At 71.4% G+C, this 24320-nt stretch carries 23 protein-coding genes and 1 tRNA gene; 6 read left to right on the top strand and 18 right to left on the bottom strand.

Annotated features, from left to right (window positions below; translation table 11 throughout):
- The 8 genes from ACWGI6_RS33305 to ehuB form a co-directional block, all read right to left on the bottom strand.
- The coding region (locus tag ACWGI6_RS33305; protein WP_453270966.1) for a helix-turn-helix domain-containing protein at positions 1-514 on the bottom strand (514 nt) is incomplete at its 3' end.
- Between the two features lie 329 nt (positions 515-843).
- Complete coding sequence (locus tag ACWGI6_RS33310) at positions 844-1305, bottom strand: hypothetical protein (RefSeq protein ID WP_453270967.1); 462 nt, start codon at positions 1303-1305, stop codon at positions 844-846.
- Between the two features lie 80 nt (positions 1306-1385).
- A complete protein-coding gene (locus tag ACWGI6_RS33315; RefSeq protein WP_453270968.1) occupies positions 1386-1802 on the bottom strand; it encodes a hypothetical protein in 417 nt (138 codons plus the stop codon).
- A 142-nt stretch (positions 1803-1944) separates the two neighbouring features.
- Positions 1945-2463 carry a winged helix-turn-helix domain-containing protein gene (locus ACWGI6_RS33320; protein ID WP_453270969.1) on the bottom strand — a complete coding sequence of 173 codons (519 nt, stop codon included), beginning with the start codon at positions 2461-2463 and terminating at the stop codon, positions 1945-1947.
- A gap of 527 nt (positions 2464-2990) precedes the next feature.
- Positions 2991-3806 carry an ectoine/hydroxyectoine ABC transporter ATP-binding protein EhuA gene (gene ehuA, locus ACWGI6_RS33325; protein ID WP_453270970.1) on the bottom strand — a complete coding sequence of 272 codons (816 nt, stop codon included), beginning with the start codon at positions 3804-3806 and terminating at the stop codon, positions 2991-2993.
- Entirely contained in the window at positions 3796-4413 is a 618-nt protein-coding gene (ehuD, locus tag ACWGI6_RS33330) for an ectoine/hydroxyectoine ABC transporter permease subunit EhuD (RefSeq protein WP_393906344.1), read from the bottom strand. Before ehuD ends, ehuA begins: the two co-directional genes overlap by 11 nt.
- Before the next feature lie 32 nt (positions 4414-4445).
- Positions 4446-5177: an ectoine/hydroxyectoine ABC transporter permease subunit EhuC gene (ehuC, locus tag ACWGI6_RS33335; protein WP_393906324.1), complete on the bottom strand. Its 732-nt coding sequence runs from the start codon at positions 5175-5177 to the stop codon at positions 4446-4448.
- The gene (gene ehuB, locus ACWGI6_RS33340; protein WP_453270971.1) at positions 5174-6085 is read right to left on the bottom strand and encodes an ectoine/hydroxyectoine ABC transporter substrate-binding protein EhuB; all 912 of its coding nucleotides are present in this window, start codon (positions 6083-6085) and stop codon (positions 5174-5176) included. Before ehuB ends, ehuC begins: the two co-directional genes overlap by 4 nt.
- Before the next feature lie 137 nt (positions 6086-6222).
- On the opposite strand from ehuB, the gene ACWGI6_RS33345 reads away from it, so the two are divergent.
- Complete coding sequence (locus tag ACWGI6_RS33345) at positions 6223-6723, top strand: DUF3830 family protein (protein ID WP_453270972.1); 501 nt, start codon at positions 6223-6225, stop codon at positions 6721-6723.
- 67 nt (positions 6724-6790) lie between these two features.
- Here the strand turns inward: ACWGI6_RS33345 and ACWGI6_RS33350 are convergent, their stop codons facing one another.
- Both ACWGI6_RS33350 and ACWGI6_RS33355 read right to left on the bottom strand, forming a co-directional pair.
- Positions 6791-8212, bottom strand: coding sequence for an amidase (locus ACWGI6_RS33350; protein ID WP_453270973.1), 1422 nt, complete (start codon positions 8210-8212; stop codon positions 6791-6793).
- A gap of 75 nt (positions 8213-8287) precedes the next feature.
- Positions 8288-9253 carry a D-2-hydroxyacid dehydrogenase gene (locus ACWGI6_RS33355; protein ID WP_393906320.1) on the bottom strand — a complete coding sequence of 322 codons (966 nt, stop codon included), beginning with the start codon at positions 9251-9253 and terminating at the stop codon, positions 8288-8290.
- Between the two features lie 206 nt (positions 9254-9459).
- Here ACWGI6_RS33355 and ACWGI6_RS33360 point away from each other — a divergent pair, with 206 nt between their 5' ends.
- The 3 genes from ACWGI6_RS33360 to ACWGI6_RS33370 all read left to right on the top strand — a co-directional run bounded on the left by ACWGI6_RS33360 (position 9460) and on the right by ACWGI6_RS33370 (position 12514).
- Positions 9460-10374 carry a maleate cis-trans isomerase family protein gene (locus tag ACWGI6_RS33360; RefSeq protein ID WP_393906319.1) on the top strand — a complete coding sequence of 305 codons (915 nt, stop codon included), beginning with the start codon at positions 9460-9462 and terminating at the stop codon, positions 10372-10374.
- 151 nt (positions 10375-10525) lie between these two features.
- On the top strand, positions 10526-11251 hold the full coding sequence (locus tag ACWGI6_RS33365; protein WP_393906318.1) for a maleate cis-trans isomerase family protein: 726 nt from the start codon (positions 10526-10528) through the stop codon (positions 11249-11251).
- Positions 11252-11377: 126 nt separating this feature from the next.
- Positions 11378-12514, top strand: a complete 1137-nt coding sequence (locus ACWGI6_RS33370) for an LLM class flavin-dependent oxidoreductase (protein WP_453270974.1) — start codon at positions 11378-11380, stop codon at positions 12512-12514.
- A gap of 22 nt (positions 12515-12536) precedes the next feature.
- Here ACWGI6_RS33370 and ACWGI6_RS33375 read toward each other — a convergent pair whose 3' ends face one another.
- Positions 12537-14351 carry a putative bifunctional diguanylate cyclase/phosphodiesterase gene (locus tag ACWGI6_RS33375; RefSeq protein ID WP_453270975.1) on the bottom strand — a complete coding sequence of 605 codons (1815 nt, stop codon included), beginning with the start codon at positions 14349-14351 and terminating at the stop codon, positions 12537-12539.
- A gap of 361 nt (positions 14352-14712) precedes the next feature.
- On the opposite strand from ACWGI6_RS33375, the gene ACWGI6_RS33380 reads away from it, so the two are divergent.
- A complete protein-coding gene (locus ACWGI6_RS33380; RefSeq protein ID WP_453270976.1) occupies positions 14713-15954 on the top strand; it encodes a M6 family metalloprotease domain-containing protein in 1242 nt (413 codons plus the stop codon).
- A 102-nt stretch (positions 15955-16056) separates the two neighbouring features.
- Here the strand turns inward: ACWGI6_RS33380 and ACWGI6_RS33385 are convergent.
- From ACWGI6_RS33385 to ACWGI6_RS33410, 6 genes are all read right to left on the bottom strand, one after another.
- Positions 16057-16130 (bottom strand) — tRNA-Lys (locus ACWGI6_RS33385).
- 56 nt (positions 16131-16186) lie between these two features.
- Positions 16187-16819 (bottom strand): bifunctional DNA primase/polymerase, encoded by a 633-nt coding sequence (locus ACWGI6_RS33390; protein ID WP_453270977.1) that lies wholly within the window; start codon positions 16817-16819, stop codon positions 16187-16189.
- 187 nt (positions 16820-17006) lie between these two features.
- Positions 17007-17390, bottom strand: a complete 384-nt coding sequence (locus ACWGI6_RS33395) for a hypothetical protein (protein ID WP_393906313.1) — start codon at positions 17388-17390, stop codon at positions 17007-17009.
- 146 nt (positions 17391-17536) lie between these two features.
- Complete coding sequence (locus tag ACWGI6_RS33400; RefSeq protein WP_453270978.1) at positions 17537-18922, bottom strand: AAA domain-containing protein; 1386 nt, start codon at positions 18920-18922, stop codon at positions 17537-17539.
- Positions 18923-18962: 40 nt separating this feature from the next.
- Entirely contained in the window at positions 18963-20513 is a 1551-nt protein-coding gene (locus tag ACWGI6_RS33405; RefSeq protein WP_453270979.1) for a hypothetical protein, read from the bottom strand.
- The gene (locus ACWGI6_RS33410) at positions 20504-21745 is read right to left on the bottom strand and encodes a hypothetical protein (RefSeq protein ID WP_453270980.1); all 1242 of its coding nucleotides are present in this window, start codon (positions 21743-21745) and stop codon (positions 20504-20506) included. The genes ACWGI6_RS33405 and ACWGI6_RS33410 overlap by 10 nt, the downstream gene beginning before the upstream one ends.
- A gap of 283 nt (positions 21746-22028) precedes the next feature.
- Between ACWGI6_RS33410 and ACWGI6_RS33415 the strand changes: the two genes are divergently transcribed.
- The gene (locus ACWGI6_RS33415) at positions 22029-22622 is read left to right on the top strand and encodes a histidine phosphatase family protein (RefSeq protein ID WP_453270981.1); all 594 of its coding nucleotides are present in this window, start codon (positions 22029-22031) and stop codon (positions 22620-22622) included.
- Positions 22623-22841: 219 nt separating this feature from the next.
- Here the strand turns inward: ACWGI6_RS33415 and ACWGI6_RS33420 are convergent, their stop codons facing one another.
- Complete coding sequence (locus tag ACWGI6_RS33420) at positions 22842-24290, bottom strand: tetratricopeptide repeat protein (RefSeq protein WP_453270982.1); 1449 nt, start codon at positions 24288-24290, stop codon at positions 22842-22844.
- Positions 24291-24320 lie beyond the last annotated feature (30 nt).

Below are 24320 nucleotides of genomic sequence, written 5' to 3' on the forward strand. Positions count from 1 at the left end.
AGGTGAGCCGGGCGGTCTTGTGGCGTGAGAGATGGTCCTTGCGGCCGTCGTGGTCGAGCTGCGCCAGCAGACATTTGCCGACCGCGCTGGCATGCACCGTGCGGTGGAACTCCGCCCACTCGTTGACCTTGGGGGCCAGCGGTCCGTCCGCGTAGTGCAGGATCTTCACCTCGCCGTCGATGTACCGGCTGATGTAGACCGCCGCGCCGACCGAGTCGCGCAGGTGGTCGAGGGTGAGCTGCAGCTTTTCGCGCAGGGCCTGGTCGCGGTCGCCGCCCGTTCCCAGGAGCAGGAGCGATTCGCCGACGACGTACGCCCCGTCGGTGACCTGCTCGACATAGCCCTCGCGCCGGAGCATCGACAGCATGTGGGCGAGCTGGCCCGGGGACAGGCTCGTTTCGCGGGCGATCTGCGCATCGGTCACGCCATCGGCGTGCCTGGAGATCGTTTCGAGCACGCGAAGGGCGTACTGCACCGAATGGAACGGCGCGGTCGGCTCGGGCTTCAGCGCCACGGTGTCCCCCTAGCAGGTTGTTACCGCTTGCGTCAGGACCGTCGTTGGTGGTCCCGGCCGGCGCTTGGGCGGCCGATCCCGGATAACGGCGTGCTCTCACGATAGCGGTCAACGGCCCTCGACGGAGGGGGTCTTGACTGAAAAGAGTCGTGCCCGGCGTTTCTGTACTGGGGCTTGAGACTTTGGCATATGCCAAGGTCATGAGGCTCCGGATGGCCCGGCACTTTGCGCCGCGCCGCACCGGGATGCCCTGGTGCGGCGCGGGGGAGGGCCCGGGGAGGGTGCGGAACCGGCCACATCGGTGGCCGGTTCCGCGAGGCGACGTCCGTTCAGGACGTCTGCATCATCTTCTCGCCGCTGGTGCCCTTCAGTTTGCTGCCCTTCCACTTGGAGACGTACCAGAGGAAGACATGGCCCTCGGCCATCTTGCGGTCGAAGTTGCAGACCTTCCAGCCGCCTTTGTAGTTGCCGTAGCAGCGGAATCCGGGCTGGCCCTTGCTGTTGACCGAACCGCGCACCTCGATGCGCATACCGTCGCGGGCCTTGTCACGGAGCCAGACCCGGTCGCCCTTCTTCTTGAAGCAGGCCACGCCCGCCGTCTTGCGGCCGTTGTTGATGAAGTTGCAGCCGCCGTCGAGCTTGGGGGACTTCTTGGTGGCCCTTGCCTTCTGGCTGTGCACCGTTTTCTTGGTGTGCACGGTCTGCTGCGCAGAGGCGGAACCCGCGAAGGATCCGGCCAGGGTGGTGGCGGCGAGAGCGGCCACCGCGCCACGCGCGATCATGGAGCGCATACGCATCTGCCTTTGCTGGTCGTGGGCGTGATGAGGCCTCGGCGGACCGAGGCCGGTGAGCGTGCGGGACGCGGTCCGGCTCAGCCGCGAAGCGCCTTGCTCCACACGCTCTTGTGCTTTCCGGAGCCCCAGGCGCCGGTGACCTTGGTGCGCCACTTCTGGATGGGCATATCGTCCTTGACGGCCCTGGTGGCGACGAAACAAGTCTTCTTGTGGTTACCGCACTTGGCCTTCGCCACCTTCTTCTTGCCCTTGTAGAGGGTGACGACGAGCTTCGTGTAGGCGGGCTTGTAGTTGCACTCGATCGCGCCGTTGCCGAACTTGTCGGTCTTCCGGTCGACGCGGTCGGTATAGGCGGAGACCTTGCAGGTCTTCTTCAGCACGGCGGGGCCGTGATCGGCGGCCGCCGTAGCGGGGGAAGCCATTCCCGTCGTACCGAGAATGCTCACGGCCGCCGCACCCACCAAAAGTGCGCGGGATGCCTTGTGTACGCGCATGCTGCCTCCCGTTCGAATGTCTTCATGAAGCGAAAGACGCCGTCCGGCCGCGGGTATGTCAGGAGTCCGGAAAGGCGTCCCCGCCGGTGAATCGCCTCATAGTCTTGAGGAATCCGGCGGGGCGGCCAATGTCAGGTTGATGTCAGTTCGCTGACGGTTGCCGACCCTCATGGGCGATCCGCAGACCGTAACCGCGGACGGACTCGATCCCGACGTCGACACCGGCCCTTTCCAGCTTCCGGCGCAGCCGTCGTACGGCGCTGTGAATCACCGTGGTGTCCACTCCGCAGGACGCTCCCCAGACGTCCTGGACGAGTTCCTGGAAGGAGGCCACGCTGCCGCCGTGCCGGGCGAGGCAGCGCAGCAGGCCGATCTCCTGTGCGGTCAGCTCCAGCGGTGCGCCGCACCACAGCGCCCGCTGCTCCTGCGGCCGGATCTCCAGCCGGCCCACCCGCAGCGGGTCCGGCCGCGGGGTGTCCGCGGCGGACGCGCCGGACGGCTCGCCGTCCATCAGGCGTCTGGCCTGGTCGAGATCGCGGACGAGCAGGACCGGGAGATTGCTGTGCAGCAGTTCGTTGAGCTGCTCGATGTCGTCGACGGTGTCCGCGACGACGACGGCGTAGGCGTCCTGGTGCCGAAGCGGCGGTTCCTGAGTATGCACGCGCATCAGCTCCTCAGGGATGTACCAGGAGGGAAAACGCGCCGTGCCGGGCGCGCCTTTCTGACTGTTTTCCGGAATGCGCTGACTCCGTGGCAAAAAATGAGACGTTCACGTCTCCACTGTCCTTCCCATGGAAAAGGGACCCCGTTGTTGTGCTCGCGGACAGAATTCTGTGGCGTGAAACCTGAGGTACGACACCTGCGGTGGGCACCCGGTCAAGACACCCGGTACGGCCCGACTCCGCGCCCCCACCCTGGTCATGAGGTGGTGTCAGGCGCGTCCGCAGACCGTACACAGACGGTAGACCGTAGACCTGATTTCAGCCATGGGTCATCGACTTGAGGAACTGTTGAGCATGCGGCGGGCGGGCGGGCCGGCCGCGTGCGGGATTCCCCGCATCCCGCCCAGGGGTGCGGGGCGATATTCCGGAATTTGGCCGCGATGGTGCCGGTATGCGGAAATGAGAAAGGGTGGTGCATCCCCCGGAGGGGAGGCACCACCCGGACTCGGCGTCTAGCGGCCGCGGTTCACAGCACGGCGCTCAGGAATTCCCGGGTGCGCTCGTGCTCCGGCTCCGTGAAGATCTTTTCCGGAGAACCGGATTCGATGACCCGGCCCGCGTCGAACATCAGGACGTCGTCGGAGATGTCCCGGGCGAAGTTCATCTCGTGGGTGACGCAGAGCATGGTGATGTCCGTGGTGTGCGCGATGTCCCGCAGGACGTCCAGCACCCCGGCCACCAGCTCCGGGTCGAGCGCGGAGGTCACCTCGTCCAGCAGCAGCACCTGCGGGCGCATCGCCAGCGCCCGGGCGATGGCGACCCGCTGCTGCTGGCCGCCGGAGAGCTGGGTGGGGTACTTGTCGAGATGCTCGGTCAGGCCCACCAGGTCGAGGAGTTCGCGGGCGCGCTCCTCGGCGGCGTCCTTGTCCAGCCCCAGGACGTGCACCGGCGCCTCGGTGATGTTCCGCAGCACCTTCATGTTCGGGAAGAGATTGAACTGCTGGAACACCATGCCGATGTTCTTGCGGACCTCCCGGACGTGCTTCTCCCCGGCCGGGACGAGCTTGCCGGCCTTCTCCTCGTGCGTCAGATACTCGCCGCCGACCTTGATGGTGCCCTCGTCCGGCTTCAGCAGCGTCATCAGCAGCCGCAGAATCGTGGTCTTGCCGGACCCGGACGGGCCGATGAGGGTGACGTGCTTGCCCGACGAGACGGTGAAGTCCAGGGAGTCCAGAACGGTGTTGGTTCCGAACCGCTTGGTGACCTTGTCGAAGCGGATCAGCTCGGTGCCGTCCACCGCCGGGTTGGCCGTTTCTTTTGCGGGGGTGCTGTCAGCGGACAAGACGACGCTCCAGGGCTCGCAGGAGGAGAGAAGTGGGGTAGGAGATGACCACGAAGAGGATGCCGACGATGGTGATCGGCTCCAGGTAGTCGAAGGTGGTGGCGCTGATGCTGTTCGCCTGGAAGAGCATGTCGGCGACGGTGATACCGGCCAGCAGCGGCGTGTCCTTGAACATCGCGATGACGTAGTTGCCCAGCGCGGGCACCACCCGGCGGAACGCCTGCGGCAGGATCACCGCGGTCCAGGTGCGCCGGCGCGGCAGGTTCAGCGCCGTGGCGGCCTCCCACTGGCCGGGCGGCACACCCTCGATACCGGCGCGGTAGACCTCGGAGGTGTACGTCGAGTAGTGCAGGCCCAGGCCGATGACGCCCGTGGTCAGCGGCGAGAAGGCCAGCCCCCAGCCCGGCAGGACGAAGAACAGGAAGAACAGCTGCACCAGCAGCGGGGTGTTGCGGATGAACTCGACGAAGATGCTGACCGGCCAGGTCACCCAGCGGCTGCGCGAGCGCAGGGCCAGCGCCCACACCAGCCCGAGCGCGAAGGACACCAGCGAGCCGTAGATCGTTGCCTGGACGGTGATCCACAGCCCTTTGAGGATGTCGGGCATGATCTCGCCGACGTAGCTCCATGACCAGTTGTTCACGGCTTTCCTCCGGTGGCCAGCGCCTCGGGGCCCTGCTTCTCGACGGGCAGTTTGCGGGAGAACCAGCCCTCACCCTTGGGGACCGCCCGGCCGATCGAGGCCTTGGCGCGGCGCTCCAGCACCCGCATGATCCGGGTCATCACGAACGCGACCGCGAAGTACAGGACGAGGATGATTCCGTAGATCTGGGCGCTCTCGCCCGTCGACAGCCGGGCCAGCTTGGCCTGGAAGGTGAGTTCGCCGATGGACAGCAGCGACGCCAGCGCGGTGCCCTTGAGCAGCTCGATCAGCAGGTTGTTGAAGGGCGGCATCATCTCGGGCACGGCTTGCGGGAGTATCACCTTCCGCAGCCGCTGCCAGGGCGTGAAGCTCAGCGCGATGGCCGCCTCACGCTGGGCGGGTGCCACCGCCTGGACGGCGCCACGGACGATCTCGGAGCCGTACGCGCCGTACGACAGGCCCAGCGCCAGGGTGCCCGCCCAGATACCGACCAGCTGCCAGCCCAGCAGCGGCAGCGCGAAGAACAGCCAGAACATCAGCACCAGGGCCGAGGTGCCGCGGAAGAACTCCACATAGACACCGGACAGGAAGCGGATGATCCAGAACCGTGAGGTGCGCGCCAGGCCGATACCGAAGGCGACGGTGGCGGCCAGGGCGGCGCTGTAGATCATCAACTGGACGGTGATCCACAGCCCTTTGAAGAAGAGTTCCCACAGAGCGCCGGTCACTTTTTACAGAGCTCCTTCGCCGTGAGGTCGGTCTGGAACTCCTTGGTGAAGCCGTACGGCTTGGCGATACGCAGGAGTTCGCCGCTCTTCTTCATCTTCTGCAGCTCGTGGTTGAAGGCGTCCCGCAGCTTGGTCTCGCCGATCCGGAAGCCGTAGCCGCCGCCGTCGCGCTGGGGTTTCCCGTCGACCTCCGGCGTGAACGGCTCGGTCATCTCCACCTTGGGGTGCTTACCGGTCTTCAGCGCCTCGATCATGGTCAGCGCCGTACCGGCGAAGGCGTCGATACGGCCCGCTTCCAGGGCCTCCATGCCGGCGATCTGGTCGCCGTAGGTCTGGATCGTGCCCTTCTTGACGCCGTTGCCGACCGCGTAGTCGATCTCGGCATAGCCGATGCCGGAGCCCATCCGGTAGTGACCCTTGGCGATGTCCGCATAGGAGTGGATTTTCTTCGGGTTGCCCTTGAGTACGAGAAAGGCGTCCTTGTTCTCGTAATCCGGGTCGGAGAAGAGGACGGCCGCACAGCGGGCCTTGTTGATGAACATGCCCGCGACGATCACGTCGTACTGGAAGGAATGCAGGCCTGGCACCAGTGCACCGAATTCGACCGGTACCGGCTCGAAGTTCTTGATGCCCAGCCGCCGGAAGATCGTCTTGGCGACGGCGGGGGCCTCGCCGGTCAACTCGCCCTTGCTGTTGATGGAGGCGTAGGGCGGTTCGCTGGCGATTCCCATGCGGACGGTGCCCTTTTTCCGCAGGTCGTCGAGGAGATGCCCGCCGCCTGTCGCGCCGGAGACATCGACCTGGGAGCAGCCCGAGGCCGTTCCCACCGCACCCGCTGCGCCGAGCGCCGCTACCCCCGCGAGCAGCGAGCGGCGGCGAATGCCGCTTGCCAATTTTCTCTTGATCATTTTGGTGTTCTCCTGTGGTGGAGCCATGGGCGCGCGACTACCCGAACGCCTGGCACATATGCCGATCGTTTCCGGCCCTTGATGCAACCGCCTCGGACTTGTTCCGTACGCCGGTATTGCCCACCTACGATCGGGGCATGACCGATCGCTTCATCGAAGTCTCCCTGGACAAGCGCGGCGTGAGCTGCACGGCCAAGTTGCTCGACGACCGCGCGCCGATCACCTGCAACGCCGTATGGGATGCCCTCCCGCTAGGCGCCGACGTCTATCACGCCAAATACGCCCGCAACGAGATCTACGCCCTGCTTGCGCCGTTCGCTCCTGAGGAGCCGCCGCTGGAGAATCCGACGATCACCCCGATCCCCGGCGATCTGTGTTACTTCACCTTCACCGACACCCAACTGGGGACGAAGTCCTACGGTTACGAGACCCAGGCCCAGCACCAGGGCCGCACCACCGTCGTGGACCTCGCGCTGTTCTACGAGCGCAACAATCTACTGATCAACGGTGACGCGGGCTGGGTGCCGGGCATCGTGTGGGGCAGTGTCGTCGACGGCCTGGACCGGATGGCCGATGCCTGTCAGGACCTGTGGCGGGCCGGAGCCCTGGGGGAGACCCTCAACTTCCGGCGGGCCTAGGACACACCCTGGGCCGTCCGCGCCGGCCCGTCGCCCGCCCCCACGGGCCGGCGACGGACCGGCGCGGTCACCCCTTGGCGGCCGCAGGCGCGGGGATCTCCGCGGTCCCCGCCTCGTAAAGGGCGTGCGCGGCGCGCAGCACCAGCGCGTCCGCGTGCCGCGCACCGACCAGCTGGACGCCGATCGGCATCCCGTCACCGTCCACCCCGCAGGGCACCGTCGCGGCCGGCTGCTGGGTGAGGTTGAACGGGTAGGTGAACGGCGTCCAGCCCGTCCAGCGGGTGTGGCCGGACCCGGACGGGACCTCGACGCCCGCCTCGAACGCGGTGATCGGCTCGGTCGGGGTCACCAACAGGTCATAGGCGCTGTGGAAGCGGCCCATGGCCTGACCGAGCGCCATCCGCGTATCGACCGCGGTCAGATAGTCCAGCGCGCTGTACCGGGCGCCCTGCTCGCAGACCTCCTGGAGCCCCGGGTCGAGCAGCGCCCGCTCCGCGTCGTCCAGATGCTGCACCACCCGGGCCGCGCCGCTGAACCACAGCGTGTGGAAGGCCTCCACCGGGTCCGCGATGCCCGGGTCGATCTCCTCGACGGACGCGCCGAGCCCGGCGAGCGTGTCGACGGCCCTCCGGACCGCGGCGGCGATCTCCGGGGCCACCGGCACATCCCAGCCGAGTGACGGGCTGTAGGCCACCCGCAGCCCCGAGACCGGACCCGCCAGCGCCTCCCGGAACGAGCCGGCGGCCGGAGCGAGCTGGGACCAGTCCCGCCAGTCCGCGCCGCCGATCACCTCCATCATCAACGCCGCGTCCGCCGCGTCCCGGGTCATCGGCCCGACATGCGCCAGCGTCCCGAACGGGCTCGCCGGATACAGCGGCACCCGCCCGTAGGTCGCCTTGAGGGCGAAGATCCCGCAGAACGACGCCGGGATACGGACCGAGCCGCCGCCGTCCGTGCCCAGGCTCAGCGGACCGGCGCCCAGCGCCACCGCCGCCGCACTGCCGCCGCTGGAGCCGCCCGCGGTGCGCCCCGGGTCGTACGGATTGCCCGTCACCCCGTGCCGTGGACTGTCGGTGACGCCCTTCCAGCCGAACTCCGGCGTGGTGGTCTTGCCGATGAACACCGCCCCCGACTCCCGCAGCCGGGCGACCGACGGGGCGTCCTCCTCCCATGGGCCCTCGGCCCGCACCGTCCGCGAACCGCGCAGCGTCGGGACGCCCCGGGTGAGGATCAGATCCTTGACGGTGACGGGCACCCCGTCCACCGGCCCGGCCGGTTCCCCGGCCCGCCAGCGCTCCGCCGACTCCTTGGCGCCCGACAGCGCCTCGTCCGCGTCGATCCGGGTGAAGCAGTTCGTCGCGGCCTGTGCGGCCTCGGCGCGTTCCAGTACCGCCCGGGTCGCCTCGACGGGGGAGAATTCGCCGGCCGCGTACCCGGCCGTGAGCCGGGTGGCGGTGAGGTCGGCGAGGTGGGTCGGTTCGGTGGTCATGCGTCCTCCGAGCGTTGGCCGCCCCGGGCGGGACGGCGGCGGGGTCGCCGCTGCCGTGGACGGCAGCCGGCGCCGTCACTGCACCGGTACGTACCCGAGCCGCTTGTCGACGAGGTTGTGCAGCGGCTTGCCGGCCGACCACTGGTCGAAGTTGTCCTGGAACTGCTCGGCGAGGGCGTCCCGCCAGCCCAGGGTGTCGCCGCTCATGTGGGGCGAGACGATCAGATGCGGGACGTCCCACAGCGGGCTGTCCGCGGCGACCGGCTCCTGCTCGAAGACGTCCAGTGCCGCCGCCGCGATCCGCCACTCGCGCAGCGCCGCGATCAGCGCGTCCTCGACGACCAGCTGCCCGCGCCCGACGTTGATGAACCGGGCCCGCGGCGGCATCCGGGAGAACGCGGCCTTGTCGAACAGGCCGCGGGTGGCGTCGGTCAGGGGCGCCGCGCAGACCACCCAATCCGCCTGGGCCAACAGGCCGTTCAGCGCATCACTCGCGTGTACGAGGCCGAATTGCGGGTCGCCCGAGCGCTCCCGGCGGCCGACCAGATCGACTTTGACACCCAGTGCCAGGAGGGTGGTGCCGATGGCCCGGCCGATCGGTCCGGAGCCCACCACGACGGCCCGGCTGCCGGCCAGCCGCAGGGTCTCGCGGTGCTGCCAGCGCCGCTGCCGCTGCAGCTCCCAACTTCCGTAGAAGTCCTTGGCCATGGCGATCACCAGCCCGGCCACATACTCTGCGATCGGTTGCTCGAAGACGCCACGGGCGTTGGTCACCAAGGTGTCGTCGGCGATCAGCGCCGGGCACAGCAGCTGATCCACACCCGCGCTCGCGGTGTGCACCCAGCGAGGCCTGGGGCCCTTCTCCGGCCAGGCTCTGCGGATCGCATCGGAGGTGAAATCCCAGGCCAACAGCACATCGGCGGTGGGGAGTCGGTCAGCGAGCGAGTCCTCATCGGTGAAGATCACCCGCGCCCGGCCGGTGAGCCGGTCGAGCTTCGGCGGCGGGTCGGAACCGAGGACGAGGACGGTGCTTTTGGACATAGCCAGAAACCGTTCTGAAACATGAGTCCCTTTCCATGGAAAGGGGCGCCGACAGATGCCTGAGATGCGAGGATTGACCACGCTAAGAAGTCGTATCTACCGTGTCAACAACGGCACTGTCCCGACGTCCCGGCTTGATCCGGCTGCACCTCATCCCCGGCCACTGGCCTGGCCATTCCAGCCCTTCGTTTCTTCTAGGGGCCTTCATGGACGTCTCTTTTCTGGGTGGCCCACAGCCGCAGCTCGGCGTGGGTGTCGTCGCTCCCTTCGACTTCGCTCTCGACCGGGAGCTGTGGCGGTGGGTCCCCGACGACGTGTCCCTCCACCTCACCCGCACCCCTTTTGTGCCCGTCGAGGTCAGCCTCGATCTGGCCCGTCTGGTCAGCGAGCACGAAACGCTGCATGCCGCCGTCCAGGCGCTGTGTGCGGTATCACCGCAGGTCATCTCCTATGCCTGCACGTCCGGCAGCTTTGTCGCCGGGGTGGCTGGCGAACGAGCCATGTGCGCCGCCATGGCCCAGGCGGGGGAGGTTCCCTCCCTCACGACATCGGGCGCACTGATCGAAGCGCTGCGCGAGATCGGCGCACGGCGCATCGCCGTGGTCACGCCCTACACGAAATCGGTCACCGACTCCCTGGAGGACTACCTGGGTGAAGCGGGCATCACGGTCACCGGTCGCGCCTACCTCGGGCTGACCCGGCACATCTGGAAGGTGCCCTACCGCGACGTCGTCGACATGGCCCGCGCGGCCGTGGTCGGCTCCGCCGATGCCCTCTTCATCAGCTGCACGAATCTGCCGACCTACGACGTCATCCCGCAGCTGGAGGCCGAGCTGCGGATGCCGGTACTGTCCGCCAACCAGGTCACGATGTGGGCCGCACTGCGCGCCATCGGTGTCCAGGCGGTGGGCCCGTACCAGGCGCTGCTCGACCCGGTGGCGCGCCGCGGCCCGGCCGCGATGACCGGATCGGAACCGGAAGAACCGGGAGCAGGGCTGCCGGAGGCGACCCCCGAGGCCGCCTTCGCCGCATCCCCCGCGCCCTTGGACGGGGAGGCCCTCGACGGCCTGGAACCCCCGCCCTATCCGCCCGAGGACACCGGAGGTCTGCCCCCGGTGTGAGGCCGGTTCTCCCCGGCCCCCGCCCCGGATGCTGCCGGCGTCACCCCACGCGCCGGCAGCGCCCCTTCCGCACCTCACCGCACCACCCGTGAACGCACCCGCACCCACGAACACCCCTGCACCCGCAGTCGTACACGCAAGGGAGACCTGCATGGCATCGGTCGGCTTCCTCTACCCCGGCTACTCCGCGGAGGACGACTACCCCCGGCTCGAAACACTCCTGGGCGGCGCGGTCCGCCTGCCGCTCGTGCACACCGACATCGGCGAGGACGCCCACCGGGTCGACGCGCTGCTGGAGATGGGCTCCGCCGCGCGGCTGGCGGCCGGCGTCGACGATCTCAAGGCGCGCGGCGCCGAGGCGGTCGTCTGGGCCTGCACGAGCGCCAGCTTCGTGTTCGGCTGGGAGGGCGCCCACGAACAGGTCCGGGAGCTGTCCGTCACGGCCGGCCTGCCCGCCTCCAGTACGTCCTTCGCCTTCGCGCATGCCGTGCAGGCACTCGGCGCCCAGCGGGTGGCGATCGCCGCCACCTACCCCGACGAGGTGGCCGAGCGCTTCCACGCCTTCTTGAAGTCCGCCGGTACGGAGGTCGTCTCGACCCGCGGGAGCGGCATCATCACCGCCGCCGAGGTCGGCACCTGGGGCCGCGAGGAGGTGCTGGCGCTCGCCCGGGCCGGCGACCATCCCGACGCCGAGGTGGTGCTGCTGCCCGACACCGCACTGCACACCGCCGAACATCTGCCGGCCCTCGAAGCGGAGCTGCGCAAGCCGGTGCTCACCGCCAATCAGGTGACGGCATGGGAAGGGCTGCGGCTGCTCGACCGCACGATTGCCTGCCCGGTGCTCGGCACCCTCTTCTCGCGGACGGCGCACGCCTAGGGCGTGTCTCGCGGACGGCGCACGACCGGGCCCACCGGTGCCGGTCGGGGAACTGACCCGGGAATAAGTGGAGAACCACTCCGGTTGTCCTCCTCGCAGACCACCGACGCGAGGAGGACCCGCACCGTGAGCGGCGAGAACGACACCACCCGGGGCAGCGACCAGACGATCCGCGAGAGCGGCGAAGGGATACGGGGCGCGGCCCTGGGCAGCGCCCCGGTTCCCCTGTCGGTGCTCGACCTGGTGACCGTCGGCGCCGGCCACACCGCTTCCGGTGCGGTCCGTACGGCCGTCGACATCGCCCGTACGGCCGAACGCCGTGGCTTCCATCGCTACTGGGTCGCCGAGCACCACTCCATGCCGGGCGTCGCCTCCTCCTCGCCCGCGGTGCTGCTCGCCCACCTCGCCGCCCACACCGAGCGCATCCGCCTCGGCTCCGGCGGCGTCATGCTCCCCAACCACGCCCCGCTGGTGATCGCCGAGCAGTTCGGCACCCTGGAGGCGATGGCCCCCGGCCGTATCGATCTGGGCCTGGGCCGCGCGCCGGGCACGGACGGCGCCACCGCCGCCGCGCTGCGCCGCACCGAGCGGCTGCACGAGGGCGCGGACGAATTCCCCCAGCAACTGGCCGAGTTGACCCGCTTCCTCGACGACTCCTTCCCCGACGGCCACCCCTACGCCAAGATCCACGCGGTCCCCGGCCCGGTCCAGGCCACCTCGCCCGGCGGCGTCCAGTCCGCCCACCGGCCGCCGCTGTGGCTGCTGGGCTCCTCCGGCTTCAGCGCCCGGCTCGCCGGCTCCCTCGGTCTGCCGTTCGCCTTCGCGCACCACTTCTCCGCGGCCAACACCGTCCCCGCGCTGGACCTCTACCGCGCGTCCTTCCGCCCCTCCGAGGCGCTGTCCGAGCCGTACGCCCTGATCGGGGTCGCTGCGCTGGCCGCCGAGGACGAGCGGGAGGCCCGCCGTCAGGTGATGACCGGCGCACTCTCCATGGTCCGGCTGCGCACCGGCCGCCCCGGCCTGGTCCCCAGCCCCGAGGAGGCCGAGGCCTACCGCTTCGACGAGTTGGAGCGGGGCTTCGTCGACAGCTGGCTCGGCAACGTCATCCACGGCACCCCGGACGCCGTCCGCCAGGGCCTGGACGACCTCGCCAAGCGCACCGGCGCCGACGAGTTGATGATCACCGCCAACGCCCACGGCGGCCCGGCCCGGCTGCGCTCGTACGAGCTGATCGCGGACGCGTACGGGTTGCCGAGGCCGTAGGTGTGCTGACCAGGCGGCGCCCTCAGGTGCCCGTGCGCCGTCCCGCGTCCAGCAGCGCCTCGACCCGGTCGGGGGCGACGGGACGGGAGTAGAGCCAGCCCTGGCCGGTGTCGCAGCCGATCCGGCGGAGCCGTTCGGCCTGCTCGGCGCTCTCCACGCACTCGGCGGTGACCGTGAGGCCGAGCCGGTGCGCCAGCGCCACCAGCGCCTCCACGATCATCTCGTCCGCCGGGTTCGGATGCTCCTGCGAGCGGAAGCCGCGGACGAAGGAACCGTCCAGCTTCAGTACGGACACCGGGAGGCGGCTGAGGTAGGCGAGGTTGGAGTAGCCGGTGCCGAAGTCGTCGATGGCGATCCGTACGCCCATGTCGCTGAGCGCCTGCAGGGCCTGCAGCGGCCGGCCTGCCGAGCCCATGACGGCCGACTCGGTCAGCTCCAGCTGCAGCAGCCGCGGCGGCAGCCCGGTCTCCGCGAGAATCCCGGCGACATCCGCGACCAGGTCGGAGTCCCACACCTGACGTACGGCCACATTGACGCTGACGAACAGCGGCTGGCCGGGATGTGCCAGCTGCCAGGCCCGTGCCTGGTGGCAGGCCCGCTCCAGGACCCAGCGGCCCAGCTCGACGATGGCGCCGTTCTCCTCCGCCAGGGCGATGAACCGATTCGGCGACAGCGTCCCGAACTGCGGATGCCGCCAGCGCACCAGCGCCTCCACGCCCTGCGCCCGGCCGTCACCCAGTCCGACCAGCGGCTGGTACTCCAGGGTGAATTCGCCGCGGTCGACGGCCGGCCGCAGGGTGCTGGAGAGCGCCTGCCGGGTCATCCGGTGGGCGTTGCGCTCCGGGTCGAAGAGCGTCCAGCGGGCCTTGCCGTCCTCCTTCGCCCAGTACAGCGTGGTGTCCGCGGCCTGCATCAGGCCGGTCGCGGTGGTGCCGGTGGCGGTCCGCTCCACGACGCCGATGCTCGCCGACACCGACAGCCGCTGCCCGGCGAGGTCGAACGGGCGCTGCAGCGCGTCCAGGACGCACTGGGCCAGCTCGGCCAGCTGGTCGGTGCCGGTGGAGTCCTCCACCAAAAGAGCGAATTCATCACCGCCCAGTCGCGCGACGAGATGCCCCGCGCGGCCCGGTCCGCGGTCCGCCGCGCTCTCCGCGCAGCGCGTCAGCCGCTGCGCGACCGCGCTCAGCAGCCGGTCGCCGATGCGGTGCCCGAGGGTGTCATTGACGGCCTTGAAGCCGTCCAGGTCGAGGTAGCACAGCCCGATCCGGCCGGTGCCGGACGGTTCGAAGGAGGCGGTCTCCAGCGCGGCGGAGAGCCGCTCGAAGAACAGCGCACGGTTGGGCAGCCGGGTCACCGGATCGTGCATCTGCAGATGCCGCAGCCGGGCCAGCAGATCGTGCCGGTCGCTGATGTCCGCCACCGACAGCAGCATCCGCTCCTCCCCGCTGAGCGGCTCCGGGGTGAGCGGCTCGACGGTCACCTCCACCCAGATGGAGTGCCCTTCGGGGTGTTTGAGGCGGCGGGTGCAGCGCAGCCGGTCGCTACGGCCGCACAGCACCTCGCGGTAGGCGGTCCACACCCGTGGGTCGGCGCCGAGGTCGGTGAGGTCCGCCGCGGTGGCGGCGACCAGCTCGGCCGGGTCGGCGCCGACCAGTTCGCCGAAGGCGGGGTTGGCGGCGAGGACCAGGCCGTCGCGATTGAGGACGGCCATCGCCAGCCGCGCGGCGTAGAAGGTGGCGCGGTAGTCGCCGAGCGAGGCCGCGGTGTCGTCGCAGCGGCCGGCGGGGGTGTGCCGGGCGTCGGCGGATTCTTTGGTCTTACCGTTACGCTCCGTCACTGAGGGAAGCGTCGCTCCGGGCGTGCGGCCCGGACTGTCGGGGTGTCCGCTCACTGCTCGCTCCCGCATGGCGCTTGTCTCGTGATGAAGGGTGGATCTCGCGCTGGAAAGTGTGGCGATCATAGAGGCTGGCGCAACGGCCGAGCCAGCGACGCAGCCGTGATCGTCCGCTCGCATGACGGAACTTCAGCCATTTCTGCCCGGCTCTGTTCGTACCGAATGCCCCATTGGCTGTTTGTGACTTTCCGTTACGGGGCGGCGAAGACGCGCCGATCACTCTTCCGGGTCTGCAAAACAGGACGAATAGCATTAAATCGCCACAGGGTAGGTGAGGTCTCCGCATCCGTCCCTGGAGGTATATGTGCCGCGCGCCCGGACACCCGACGGGGTGGATCGTCGCCGTCTGCGGCGCGTCGCGGCCGTCGCCACCTCCCTGAGTGCGCTCATCGCGACGTCCATCGTCGCCGGGCCCGCCACCGCCTCCGAGGCCACCCTCCCCTGCGCCCTGGGGCGCACCGACGCGCACCACTCGGAGGGCGTCGACAGCTGGAACGGCGACTATCCGCGCCCGGACCGTCCGCTCAACGCCGTCATGATCTTCCTGTCCTTCCCGGAAGCCCGGCCGTCCGCCACCCCGCAGGAGCTCTCCCGCGCCTACTTCCCCGCCACCTCCGGCTTCTTCGACCGCGCCTCGTACGGAAAGTTCCGGCTGCGTCCGGACGTCCACCGCGGCTGGGTCCGGATGCCGCGCCCGTCCGTCTCCTACGGAATACAGCGCGACTGGGACGCCGGCCGGCGCTCCGCCTATCTGCACGACGCGGTCGCCGCCGCCGACCCTTCCGTGGACTTCGGCCGCTACGACGTGGTCTATTTCGTCGCCGACCCGGATGCCCCCGGCGTCGACTCGGACGCCACCAAGGTCGTCAACCTGGAGCAGCCGATGCACGCCGACGACCGCGATCTGCGCCGGTTCGTCACCGTCTTCGAGCAGAGCCCGCCGGACCGCAATGTCCTTGCACACGAGACCGGGCACGTCTTCGACCTGCCGGACCTCTATCACCGGCCGGCGGGCGGCAAGGGCGACTGGGACACCTACGTCGGCGACTGGGACCTCATGGGCAGCCAGTTCGGGCTGGCGCCCGACCCCTTCGCCTGGCACAAGTGGAAGCTCGGCTGGATCGCCGACAACCAGGTTGACTGCGTCGATCTGACCAACCCCGCCCTCCACTCGCTGCGCACGCTGTCCGCCCCCAAGGAGCCCCGGGCCCAGCGCCGGCCGCGGCTCCTGGTGGTCCGTACGGGGCCCGACAGCGCACTGGCCATCGAGGCACGCGGTGCCATGGGCAACGACCGCTCCCTGTGCACCGAAGGCGTCCTGGTCTACCGCGTGCACAGCCAGACCCCTTCCGGGTCGGGGCCCGTGCAGGTCCTCGACGGGCATCCGGGCAGCTCGGCCTGCTTTGGCGCCTCCGTCTACCCGCCGCTCGCGGACGCGCCGCTGGGCGTGGGGGAGAGCATGGACGATGCCCAGGACGGCGTGCGCATCCAGGTCGCGGGCCGGACGACCGACGGGGACTGGGCGGTCAAGGTCGGACGCGGCTGACGCCGGCCGGCGGCCCAAGAAGAGGCGTACGACCGGCAAGGAGCGCGAAGGGGCCGGCATGCGACGAAGGCCCCCACCGGAGTGGAGGCCTTCGACTGTCTGTGCGCCGCCAGGGACTCGAACCCCGGACCCGCTGATTAAGAGTCAGCTGCTCTAACCAACTGAGCTAGCGGCGCCTGCTGACGGGGAAAACATTAGCATCCTGGTCGGGGAGGACAAAAATCGGTTTGTCTCAGCCCGGGATCAGCGCCGAAACGGGGTGCTGAGCTGCGGTTTCCCGCTCGGGACCGGCCATGGAGCGGGCGGCGCGCACACAGGCCCACAGCAGCACGTCCGGACCGGGCAGCCAGGGGTTGCGGACGTCCGGCGCCACCAGCCAGCGGGAGGCGGACGGGCCGGCCGGGTCCTCGGCGGCCAGGAAAGGGGCGGAGTCCGCGCCACCGGCGGCTCCGTGGCGGGGGTGCAGCGGGGGGACGGTCACCGCGTCGCCGCTGCCGTGGCACAGCAGCGGGGGAACGGCGGCGGCCCACTCCTCCCAGACGAGCAGCGCGGGCAGCCGCTGGGCCGTGCCCGGGGCGGCGAACAGCAGGATCCGTCCGCGGTGCGCCGCCACCGGCCCCGAGCCGGGACCGTCGGACCATAAACGGTCGACCATGCGCCGCCCGAAGAGCGCCGGGGCGTTGATCACGTCGAAAGCGGTACCGCACGGCAGCACACTCGGTACGGCCGGCCGAGTGGCCCACAGGGTGTGCAGCTCGTCCGGGTGGGGGCTGGCGGAGGCGAGCCAGTCGGCGCCCGCGAGGGTGACATACGCCGCGGTGGGAAAGGCCAGGGTGCGGGGGGTCTCAGGCAGCCAGTCGCTCATGAGGACAGGTCTACCGACCCGGCGCGTACGGGCTGAGCTGATTGCCGGAAAACGGGACGGGCCGGTGCGGGAGCCGGTATCTTGCGCTCCTTGCATATGCCAGCGGCCCATGGTCATGGACCATGAGCCGTAGTGGGGCGCGTAGTGCGGAAGTGACTCCTGGGGCGGTCGGCGGGATCGGGGGCGCTCAGTCCATGTCGCCCGGCAGTGCGCTGCTGCTGCGCATCAGGCTGCGGCCGAAATCGATCATCTTTTGCGCATAGTCCTCGGTCCACTCGGCCTGCTCCGCGAGCACGGCCAGCGGCATCCGGTCGAACCGGCTGGGGTCGGCGAGCTGGGCCGCGGCCAGCGCCTGGAACTCCGTGGCGCGGTCGGCCGCGGCGCGGAAGGCGAGGGCCAGTTCCGTGGCGCGGCCGAGCAGCTCGCGCGGGTCCTCCATCGACTCCAGGTCGAAGAAGTGCTCGGGGTCGGCGACGGCCTCGGGCGGCTCGAAGAGCAGCTGCGCGGGCTTCATCCGCCGTGGTCCCGGCGCCGTACCACGCGGGTCGGGAGCCGGTCGCGGCTCGGACATGTACCTACCTCCAGATCGTGTGCCGCATTCCATTGTCCCGCCCCGCGCAAGGGGGCCGTGTGTGGTGCCGTCCGCCGCCTCCCCTTTCGGCCGGGGCCGAGTCCTCGTCGCAGGGGCGGAGCCCGGGCGCCCCATGGCTCCTCCCCCTAAGGGCGCCACACCACCCGGTGTTCGGCCAGGTGGGCGAGGACGGCGTGGTTGGCCTCCCAGCCGTCCGGGAACTTGACCGTGACGCCGAGGCGGACCGGCTCGGTCGAGGGGTGCTCGTCCAGCAGGTCGGCGACGCCCGCCCGGCAGACCACGATGCAGGCGTGCCGGTGGCGGGAGGCGAGCACGCACAGCCGGCCGGTCTCCAGATGGAACGCGGTGGCGTCGGGGCGGCCGGAGAGCGGGTGCAGGACGACCGTGACATCGAACTCGCGGCCCTGGAGACGGTTGGCGGTGTCCACCGCGACCCCGCTCACCCCCAGCTCGGCGAGCGCGGCACGGACGGCCGCCGCCTGGTCGCGATGGGCCGTGCCGACCGCGATCCGGGCCGCCGTGAGCGGCACGGGGACGGCCGGCCCCCCGTCCGCATCCCGCTGGACCTCGCTGGTCGCGGCGCCGCCGCGGTCCAGGAGCCGGCGCACGACCCGAGCCACCGCGCGGACCGCCTCCGGGTCCGTACGCGGCGTACGGCGGGCGGGGAGTTCCAGCAGGCCCCAGCCGGACTCCGCTGCCTCGTCCAGGACCCGGTCCACACCTGAGCCGTCACCCGGCACCCCGAACGCCAGCCGGCGGTCGCCGTGGCCGGTGCCGCTGCGGAACGGGGTGTACGGATAGAACGCGGCGGAGACCAGCGGCGCCGCCGAGGCGGGCAGCCGCCAGGAGACCGGCAGCCGGTGCTGCGGCAGATCGGGATTGTGGGCCAGCAGGGTCGACACCGCGCTCGCGGACGGGTCGTACGCCAGCCCCGCCCACTGCTCGGCGCCGACCACGCTGAACGGATCCAGCTGGCCCGGATCGCCGACGAACAGCGCCCGCTCGAAGAGCCCGGCGACGCTCAGCAGCGCATCGGAACGCATCTGGTAGGCCTCGTCCACGATGGCGTGCCGCCAGGGTTCGTCGACCTTGGTGTACGCCCATTTCGCGGCCGTCGAGACGATGACGTCCATCCCGGCCAGATCGGCGGCCTTCGCGGACGTACGGACCGCGGGCAGCTCGGCCAGCGCCGGGTCGAACGCGCCGGGCTCGCTGCTGTGCAGCCGGCCGACGGGCAGCTCCGGGTCCTTCTCGGCGAGCCGCAGCACGAGGTCGTCGACCTGGGCGTTGGTCTGCGCGATGACCATCAACGGGCGCCCGGCGGCGGCCAGTTCGCGCGCCGCCCGCACCACGAGGGTGGACTTGCCGGCACCAGGCGGGGAGTCCACGACCACACCGCGCCGGGAGCCGTGCAGCGTGTCGTGCAGGATCGCTTCGGTCGCGGCGGCGGCCGCGGCGGCCGGATCGAAGGTCCTGGCCGTGGTGGCGTGGGGATCCTGAGGGGCCGTCATGCGGCGGTGTTCTCCGGGGTGGTCGAGTGCCGGGCGCAGGTCACAGGAAGTCCTCCGTGGTCACGGGGTCGGGGGTGTGGTGCGGCGCGTCCGCGGGGCCGGGCGGGGGGCCGCCGTGGGTCCACGGGGTGTCCTCGGGGTCCGGGAGCTCCGGGCCGCCGCGCGGGGCGTGCTCGAACAGCGTCCAGCACACCGTTTCGTCCGGCTCCGGCACCGAACCGGGCTCGGGTGTCTTGCCGCGCCCCATCCCGCCCGTCAGCCGCACCACCAGCGCACCCGGCTCCTCGGTCACGGGCGCCACGTATTCGGCGGTCTGGGTCCTGCCCTCCGGCAAGGGGCGGTAGAGCTTGCCGCCCTCGGACAGCTGCGGGCGGTCGGCCGTGCGGAGCGTGACCAGCGGGCGCGGCATCGGCCGCTTGCCCTCGGAGAAGGCCATCTCGACGGCGGTGACCGTGCCCTGGAACGCCTCGCCGGCCAGCCGGCGCCCCGCCATCACCAAGGGGTCGTCCAGGGCTTCCTGGGCGTCCAGTTGGGCCTGCGCCGTCTCCCGCGCGGACAGTTTCTGTGCGGCGGTGACCGCGTCGTCCTGCTTGGGCTGCGGGGGCTCCCCGGCGCGCACCCGGTCCCGGTGCGCCGTGAACGACCAGCGGTCACGCTTCCAGCGGTCGGGGACCCGGGCGCCGACGGGGAGCGACCGCAGCAGGTCGAGGCCGTGCCAGACGGCGTCCCAGGCCGGCCGCAACTGCCCCTCGACCAGGGCGCGGAGCGCGTCCTCGGCGCCCGGCAGCCCGGCGTCGTAGCGGGCCATCGCCGGGGCCAGCAGCCGGTTGTCGAACGCCGGGTCGGTGGCCGGGCCGGCCGGCGGGCACAGCAGCTGCCCGTCCGCGTCACGCGCCGACTCCGCGCGCTCGGCCGCCTCCCGGCCGGACATCCCCGGCGGCGGGTCGATCCAGGCAAGCAGCGCGCCCAGATGCTGGTCCTCCAGCACGCTCTGGCCGCTCGCCCAGTGGCGGGTCAGCAGACCCGTCATGGGCAGCAGCAGGCTCGCGCCCGGGACGCGCGCCCGCTCGCCGAAATGGGTCAGCCAGCGGCCCAGCAGCGGGACATGCGGCGGCGCGGGGTACGGGGTCTCCGGCTCCTGCTCGGCCGTCCGCCGGAACCGCATCGAGCGGCCCAGCAGCCGTACGAATTCGATACCGGCGGCACTCGGCACGATCAACTGGGGTGCGTCCGCGCACAGTTCGACCTGCACCGGGACCTTCTTGCCGGTCTCCGGGTCGGTCTCCTTGCGCTCCTCCCACTCGATGGCGTCCGCGAAGCCGTCCACATAGGGCAGCACCGTCTCCGCCAGCTCGGCGAGGAACGCGAACCGCAGATCGCGGTCGCGCGGCTGCGGAACGGCCAGCAGTACCGGCTTCTCGCGGTCCGTGCCGACCAGCGCGCCCAGCGGGGCACCGGCCTCACCCGCGGTCGTCAGCGGGACGAGGACCAGCGGCCGTTCGGACAGATGGCGGTGCCGGACCGTGCACCGGGGCCGCGCCCGGCCCGCGGCGACCGCCTCCATCCGGGCCAGCGTCTCGATCAGCGACATCCCAGCTCCTCCGTCCGCGGTCCCGGCACGGCGGCGCCGGCCAGCGCCTCGGCGCGCAGCGCGGCGGCCCGGCGCAGCGCCGCCACGGCCGGGTCGTCCGGGTCCGCGGGGGACTCCTTCCCGGCCGCCGCCAGCACCTCCTCGATGGTGTGCAGCCCGCCCAACTCGCCCCGTACGCCGCGCCCCAGCACCTCCACCGCGCCGTCCTGACGGGACCGCTGACGGCAGTGGAAGGCCAGCTCGCAGGCGGCCAGGCACTCGGGGGCGTAGGCCGCATCGACCGCCTCGACGGCCGCCGCCAGCTCCTCGGGTGCTCGGGTCGCCGTCTTCCCGTCGTCCGCGAGCCGGAGGTCGAAGGTGGTCCCCGCGGGGAGGGCGGCGGCGATCTCCTCGACCCGGGTGAGGCGGGTCAGCTGCCGCCGGGTCGTGGCCAGCTGCTTGCGGACGTCGACGGCGGCGGCCGTGGGGAGGTTGGAGAAGTCCTTCGGGCACACCAGCAGCACCCGGTCGTGGACTGGGACCGCGCGGCCGGTGCGCGCGCCGACGTGCCGGGCCACCGGCTCCAGGGCCAGGACGTACACCGCCGCCTGCCGCGCCGCGGCGCCCACCTTGGCGGCGTCCGCCGAACCGTCGATCATCGGGAAGGACTTGATCTCGACGACCGTCCAGCTGCCGTCCGGATGCACCACCACCGCATCCGGCTCCACATAGGCGGGTGAGCCGGCCACCTCGACGGCCAGCATCGGATGGTCGAGCAGCGCCCAGCCGCCGGCCGCGGTCGCCTCGCGCAGCGCGAGTGCCGTACGCGCCGTACGGCCCTCGGGGCCGGCCGCGGACAGATCCGGGGTGGCGATCTCCTCGGGCGCGGGCGGCGGGGTGCCGGGCGCCAGCCGCTCGTGCAGCAGGCGCAGCAACTCCGTGCCGCCGTCGGACTTCACCCGGGACTCGAAGGCATTGCCGCGGACGATGGCGAACTGGGACCGGCCGTACGCCGCGGGCGAGCCCAGCGCCTGGGCCAGCGCGCCCTTGTCGACGCCGGCGCCGTCCAGCAGCGCACGGCGCCGGCAGCCGGGGTTGGCGGCCAGCGCGGCGAGCGCGCGGGCGTCGAGAGAGCGGGGACGTACGCCGGGGCCGCGCAGCTCGGTGAGCCGATGCCGCAGGCTCGGCGTCGCCGTTGGCTGCTGCGCCACGGGGGCGGCCGACGCGGGTCGACTGTCGCGGAAGACGTTCACCCGCCGAAGTCTCGCATCCGGCACTGACATGCGGGGCGACCACCCACGGACCGGCCTCCGGCCGCGGCGGCTCCCGGCGCGCCCCACCCCGTACGGCAGCACGTCCCGGGCGGCCCAGGACGGACCGCACCCCTGCCTGCCGGGAGGGCGGCATCCCCGGTCAGCGGCGTGACGGCCTCCCGCCCGGGGACAAATCGACCCGATGCGCGATGATGGAAAGCCCGCGGTCAACGCCGCCCGCACCGAGCAACGACCAGCCGAGAAGTCGGCGAGAGGTACGACCATGGCAGCGCGCATTTTCCTGGCCAGACACGGGCAGACCGAGTGGTCCCTGTCCGGCAGGCACACCGGCCGTACGGACGTCCCGCTGCTGGACGAGGGCCGGCGCGGCGCCAAGCTGCTGGGCGAGCGGCTGCACCGCGCCCCCTGGGACGGCCTGCCGGGCGTCGAAGTGCGCACCAGCCCTCTGGTGCGTGCGAAGGAGACCTGTGAGCTGGCAGGTTTCGGCGACCGGGCGCAGCAGTGGGACGCGCTGATGGAGTTCGACTACGGCGCGTACGAGGGTCTGACGCCGGCCGAGATCAAGTCGGGGCGGCCGGACTGGCTCATCTGGCGCGACGGAGTGCCGGACGGCGAGACGCTCGCCGAGGTCGCCGCGCGGGCGGACGAGGTCGTCGGCTGGGCGCGGTCGGCCGACCGCGATGTGCTGGTCTTCGCGCACGGCCATATCCTGCGCGCCCTGGGCGCCCGCTGGCTGGGCCTGGACATCTCCTTCGGCGCCCGGATCCGGCTGGAGCCGACCTCCCTGTCGGTGCTCGGCTGGGCCTACGGCGAGCCGGCGATCGAGCGCTGGAACGACACCGGGCATCTTGGCTGAAGCTTTTCCGTCGGGCGGCGGCCGGGGTGTTCCGCCGGCGGCTCGGCTGGGGGCTTCACCGGGTACGTCGGGGGGCTCCACCGGGCGCCTCGGCCGGGGGTGCCCCCTTGGGTGCGTCGGCGGGTGCTCCACCGGGCACCTCGGCTGGGGGACGCCCGGTGGGCACAACGCCCGGCCGAGGCAGCCGAAACCGCTGCGGAACCGCCCGGCCCAGCTCCGTCAGCAGGTGGAGTCCGGGACCGGTGTCCCGTCCTCGGAGGCGGCCGATGCCGCGTGCCGCTCCAGGAAGTCGGCGACCGCGCCGCAGTCGCGATGCGCCCGCAGCGTACGGGCCGTGCCGTCGAGCATCGTACGGATACGGGCCGAACGGACCTGCGTCAGCAGCGTCAGCACCCGGACCCCGGCCGCGGCGGCCTCCTCGGGCGCACCGCTGGCCGCGAGGTCGCCCGCGAGCTCCGCGGTGAACAGGGCGATGTTGCGGGTGAAGTGGGGGTCCTGCAGCGCTACCGCGCGGCGCGCGTGTTCCACCGCGCGCCCCGCTTCGCCCATGGCCGACCAGCACTGCGCCTGCAGGCCTTCGAGTTCGGCCTCGCCGTAGAACGTCATCCACTCCGGGTCGCCGTCCCGCGGCCCGCCCGCGAACAGCCGCTCCGCCCGGACCAGTGCCTGCTCGCAGCCGGAGCGGTCCGCCAGCCCCGCCCAGCCGCCCGCCTCACGCAGCGCCAGCAGCGACAGCAGCCGCGGCGAGGCCAGATGCTTGCCGGCCTGCTGCGCGGCCTGCGCGGCGCGCACCGCCTCGCGCGGACGGCCGGCGTCGCGGGCGAGAAAGGCCGTATTGCAGAAGGCGTGCGCCTCCAGGCCGGCATCGCCGCAGACCCGGGCGGTGGCCAGCGCCTCCGCGTAGTGCGAGCGGGCGTCGCCGAAACGGCCCGAGTCATGCGCCAACCAGCCCACGGTGATGGCGAGTTCACCCGCCCCGGCGTGCAGCCGGTCGGCCACCGAGCGCCGCTGTACGCCCGCGTCCAGCAACTCGTAGGCGGCGCGCAGCGGTTGGGTGGCGCGGCGGTAGATGCCCTCCGCGCCGTGCCGGTCGTCCAGCAGTCTGATCTGACGGACCGCCTCCTCGACGGCGGCGGCCTCGGCGGCACCGGCCCGGCCGCCGGCCGGTACACGGGGGCCAGGGACATGGGCGGGCGGGGCGGCGGCAGCGGCCTCGATGGGATGCAGGGCGGCAAAGCCCAGGGCCGCTGCCGGGCCGCCGGTGATGAACGCGCGACGCAGCACGTCGCTCTCCTCAAAGATCTGGATACGGGTATCGCGGTGGTCGGGGTCGGTTGCCAGGGGCGCGGCGCTGACCGCCGCCGTACGCGCCCCCCGTCCGCGTACCGCCTCGCGCGGCGCGAAGCCCATGTCGGGCAGCGTCAACCCCGGGAACATGTGCCGGAACACCCGCTCGTAGGCGTAGTTCGGACACCGGATCTCCCCGGACTCGACGCGGCCCACATAGCGGGCGTCGCACGAGACCTGCTCACCGATCTCACGGGCGGACCGTCGGACCGCCGCCGCGAACTCGCCTGGCGACAGCCGGCCGCGCAGCTGTCGGAAAGCGAGGTTCGGGCGGACGGGTACGGTGCGGGACGACGCTGAACTTGCTGCTGGCGACGCCATGGCGGACCCTCTCCGTGCCCTCTCCGTGCC

The organism is Streptomyces sp. NPDC054786, assembly GCF_053611685.1.

Excerpts from the sequence above, each read along its gene's own strand:
- ACWGI6_RS33405 (WP_453270979.1), bottom strand. The coding sequence starts at position 20,513 with ATGTCGCTGATCGAGACGCTGGCCCGGATGGAGGCGGTCGCCGCGGGC.
- ACWGI6_RS33315 (WP_453270968.1), bottom strand. The coding sequence starts at position 1,802 with ATGCGCGTACACAAGGCATCCCGCGCACTTTTGGTGGGTGCGGCGGCC.
- ACWGI6_RS33360 (WP_393906319.1), top strand. The coding sequence starts at position 9,460 with ATGGACGTCTCTTTTCTGGGTGGCCCACAGCCGCAGCTCGGCGTGGGT.
- ACWGI6_RS33310 (WP_453270967.1), bottom strand. The coding sequence starts at position 1,305 with ATGCGCTCCATGATCGCGCGTGGCGCGGTGGCCGCTCTCGCCGCCACC.
- ACWGI6_RS33415 (WP_453270981.1), top strand. The coding sequence starts at position 22,029 with ATGGCAGCGCGCATTTTCCTGGCCAGACACGGGCAGACCGAGTGGTCC.
- ehuD (WP_393906344.1), bottom strand. The coding sequence starts at position 4,413 with ATGCCCGACATCCTCAAAGGGCTGTGGATCACCGTCCAGGCAACGATC.
- ACWGI6_RS33395 (WP_393906313.1), bottom strand. The coding sequence starts at position 17,390 with ATGTCCGAGCCGCGACCGGCTCCCGACCCGCGTGGTACGGCGCCGGGA.
- ACWGI6_RS33420 (WP_453270982.1), bottom strand. The coding sequence starts at position 24,290 with ATGGCGTCGCCAGCAGCAAGTTCAGCGTCGTCCCGCACCGTACCCGTC.
- ACWGI6_RS33345 (WP_453270972.1), top strand. The coding sequence starts at position 6,223 with ATGACCGATCGCTTCATCGAAGTCTCCCTGGACAAGCGCGGCGTGAGC.
- ehuB (WP_453270971.1), bottom strand. The coding sequence starts at position 6,085 with ATGATCAAGAGAAAATTGGCAAGCGGCATTCGCCGCCGCTCGCTGCTC.
- ACWGI6_RS33400 (WP_453270978.1), bottom strand. The coding sequence starts at position 18,922 with ATGACGGCCCCTCAGGATCCCCACGCCACCACGGCCAGGACCTTCGAT.
- ACWGI6_RS33355 (WP_393906320.1), bottom strand. The coding sequence starts at position 9,253 with ATGTCCAAAAGCACCGTCCTCGTCCTCGGTTCCGACCCGCCGCCGAAG.
- ACWGI6_RS33390 (WP_453270977.1), bottom strand. The coding sequence starts at position 16,819 with ATGAGCGACTGGCTGCCTGAGACCCCCCGCACCCTGGCCTTTCCCACC.
- ACWGI6_RS33350 (WP_453270973.1), bottom strand. The coding sequence starts at position 8,212 with ATGACCACCGAACCGACCCACCTCGCCGACCTCACCGCCACCCGGCTC.
- ACWGI6_RS33365 (WP_393906318.1), top strand. The coding sequence starts at position 10,526 with ATGGCATCGGTCGGCTTCCTCTACCCCGGCTACTCCGCGGAGGACGAC.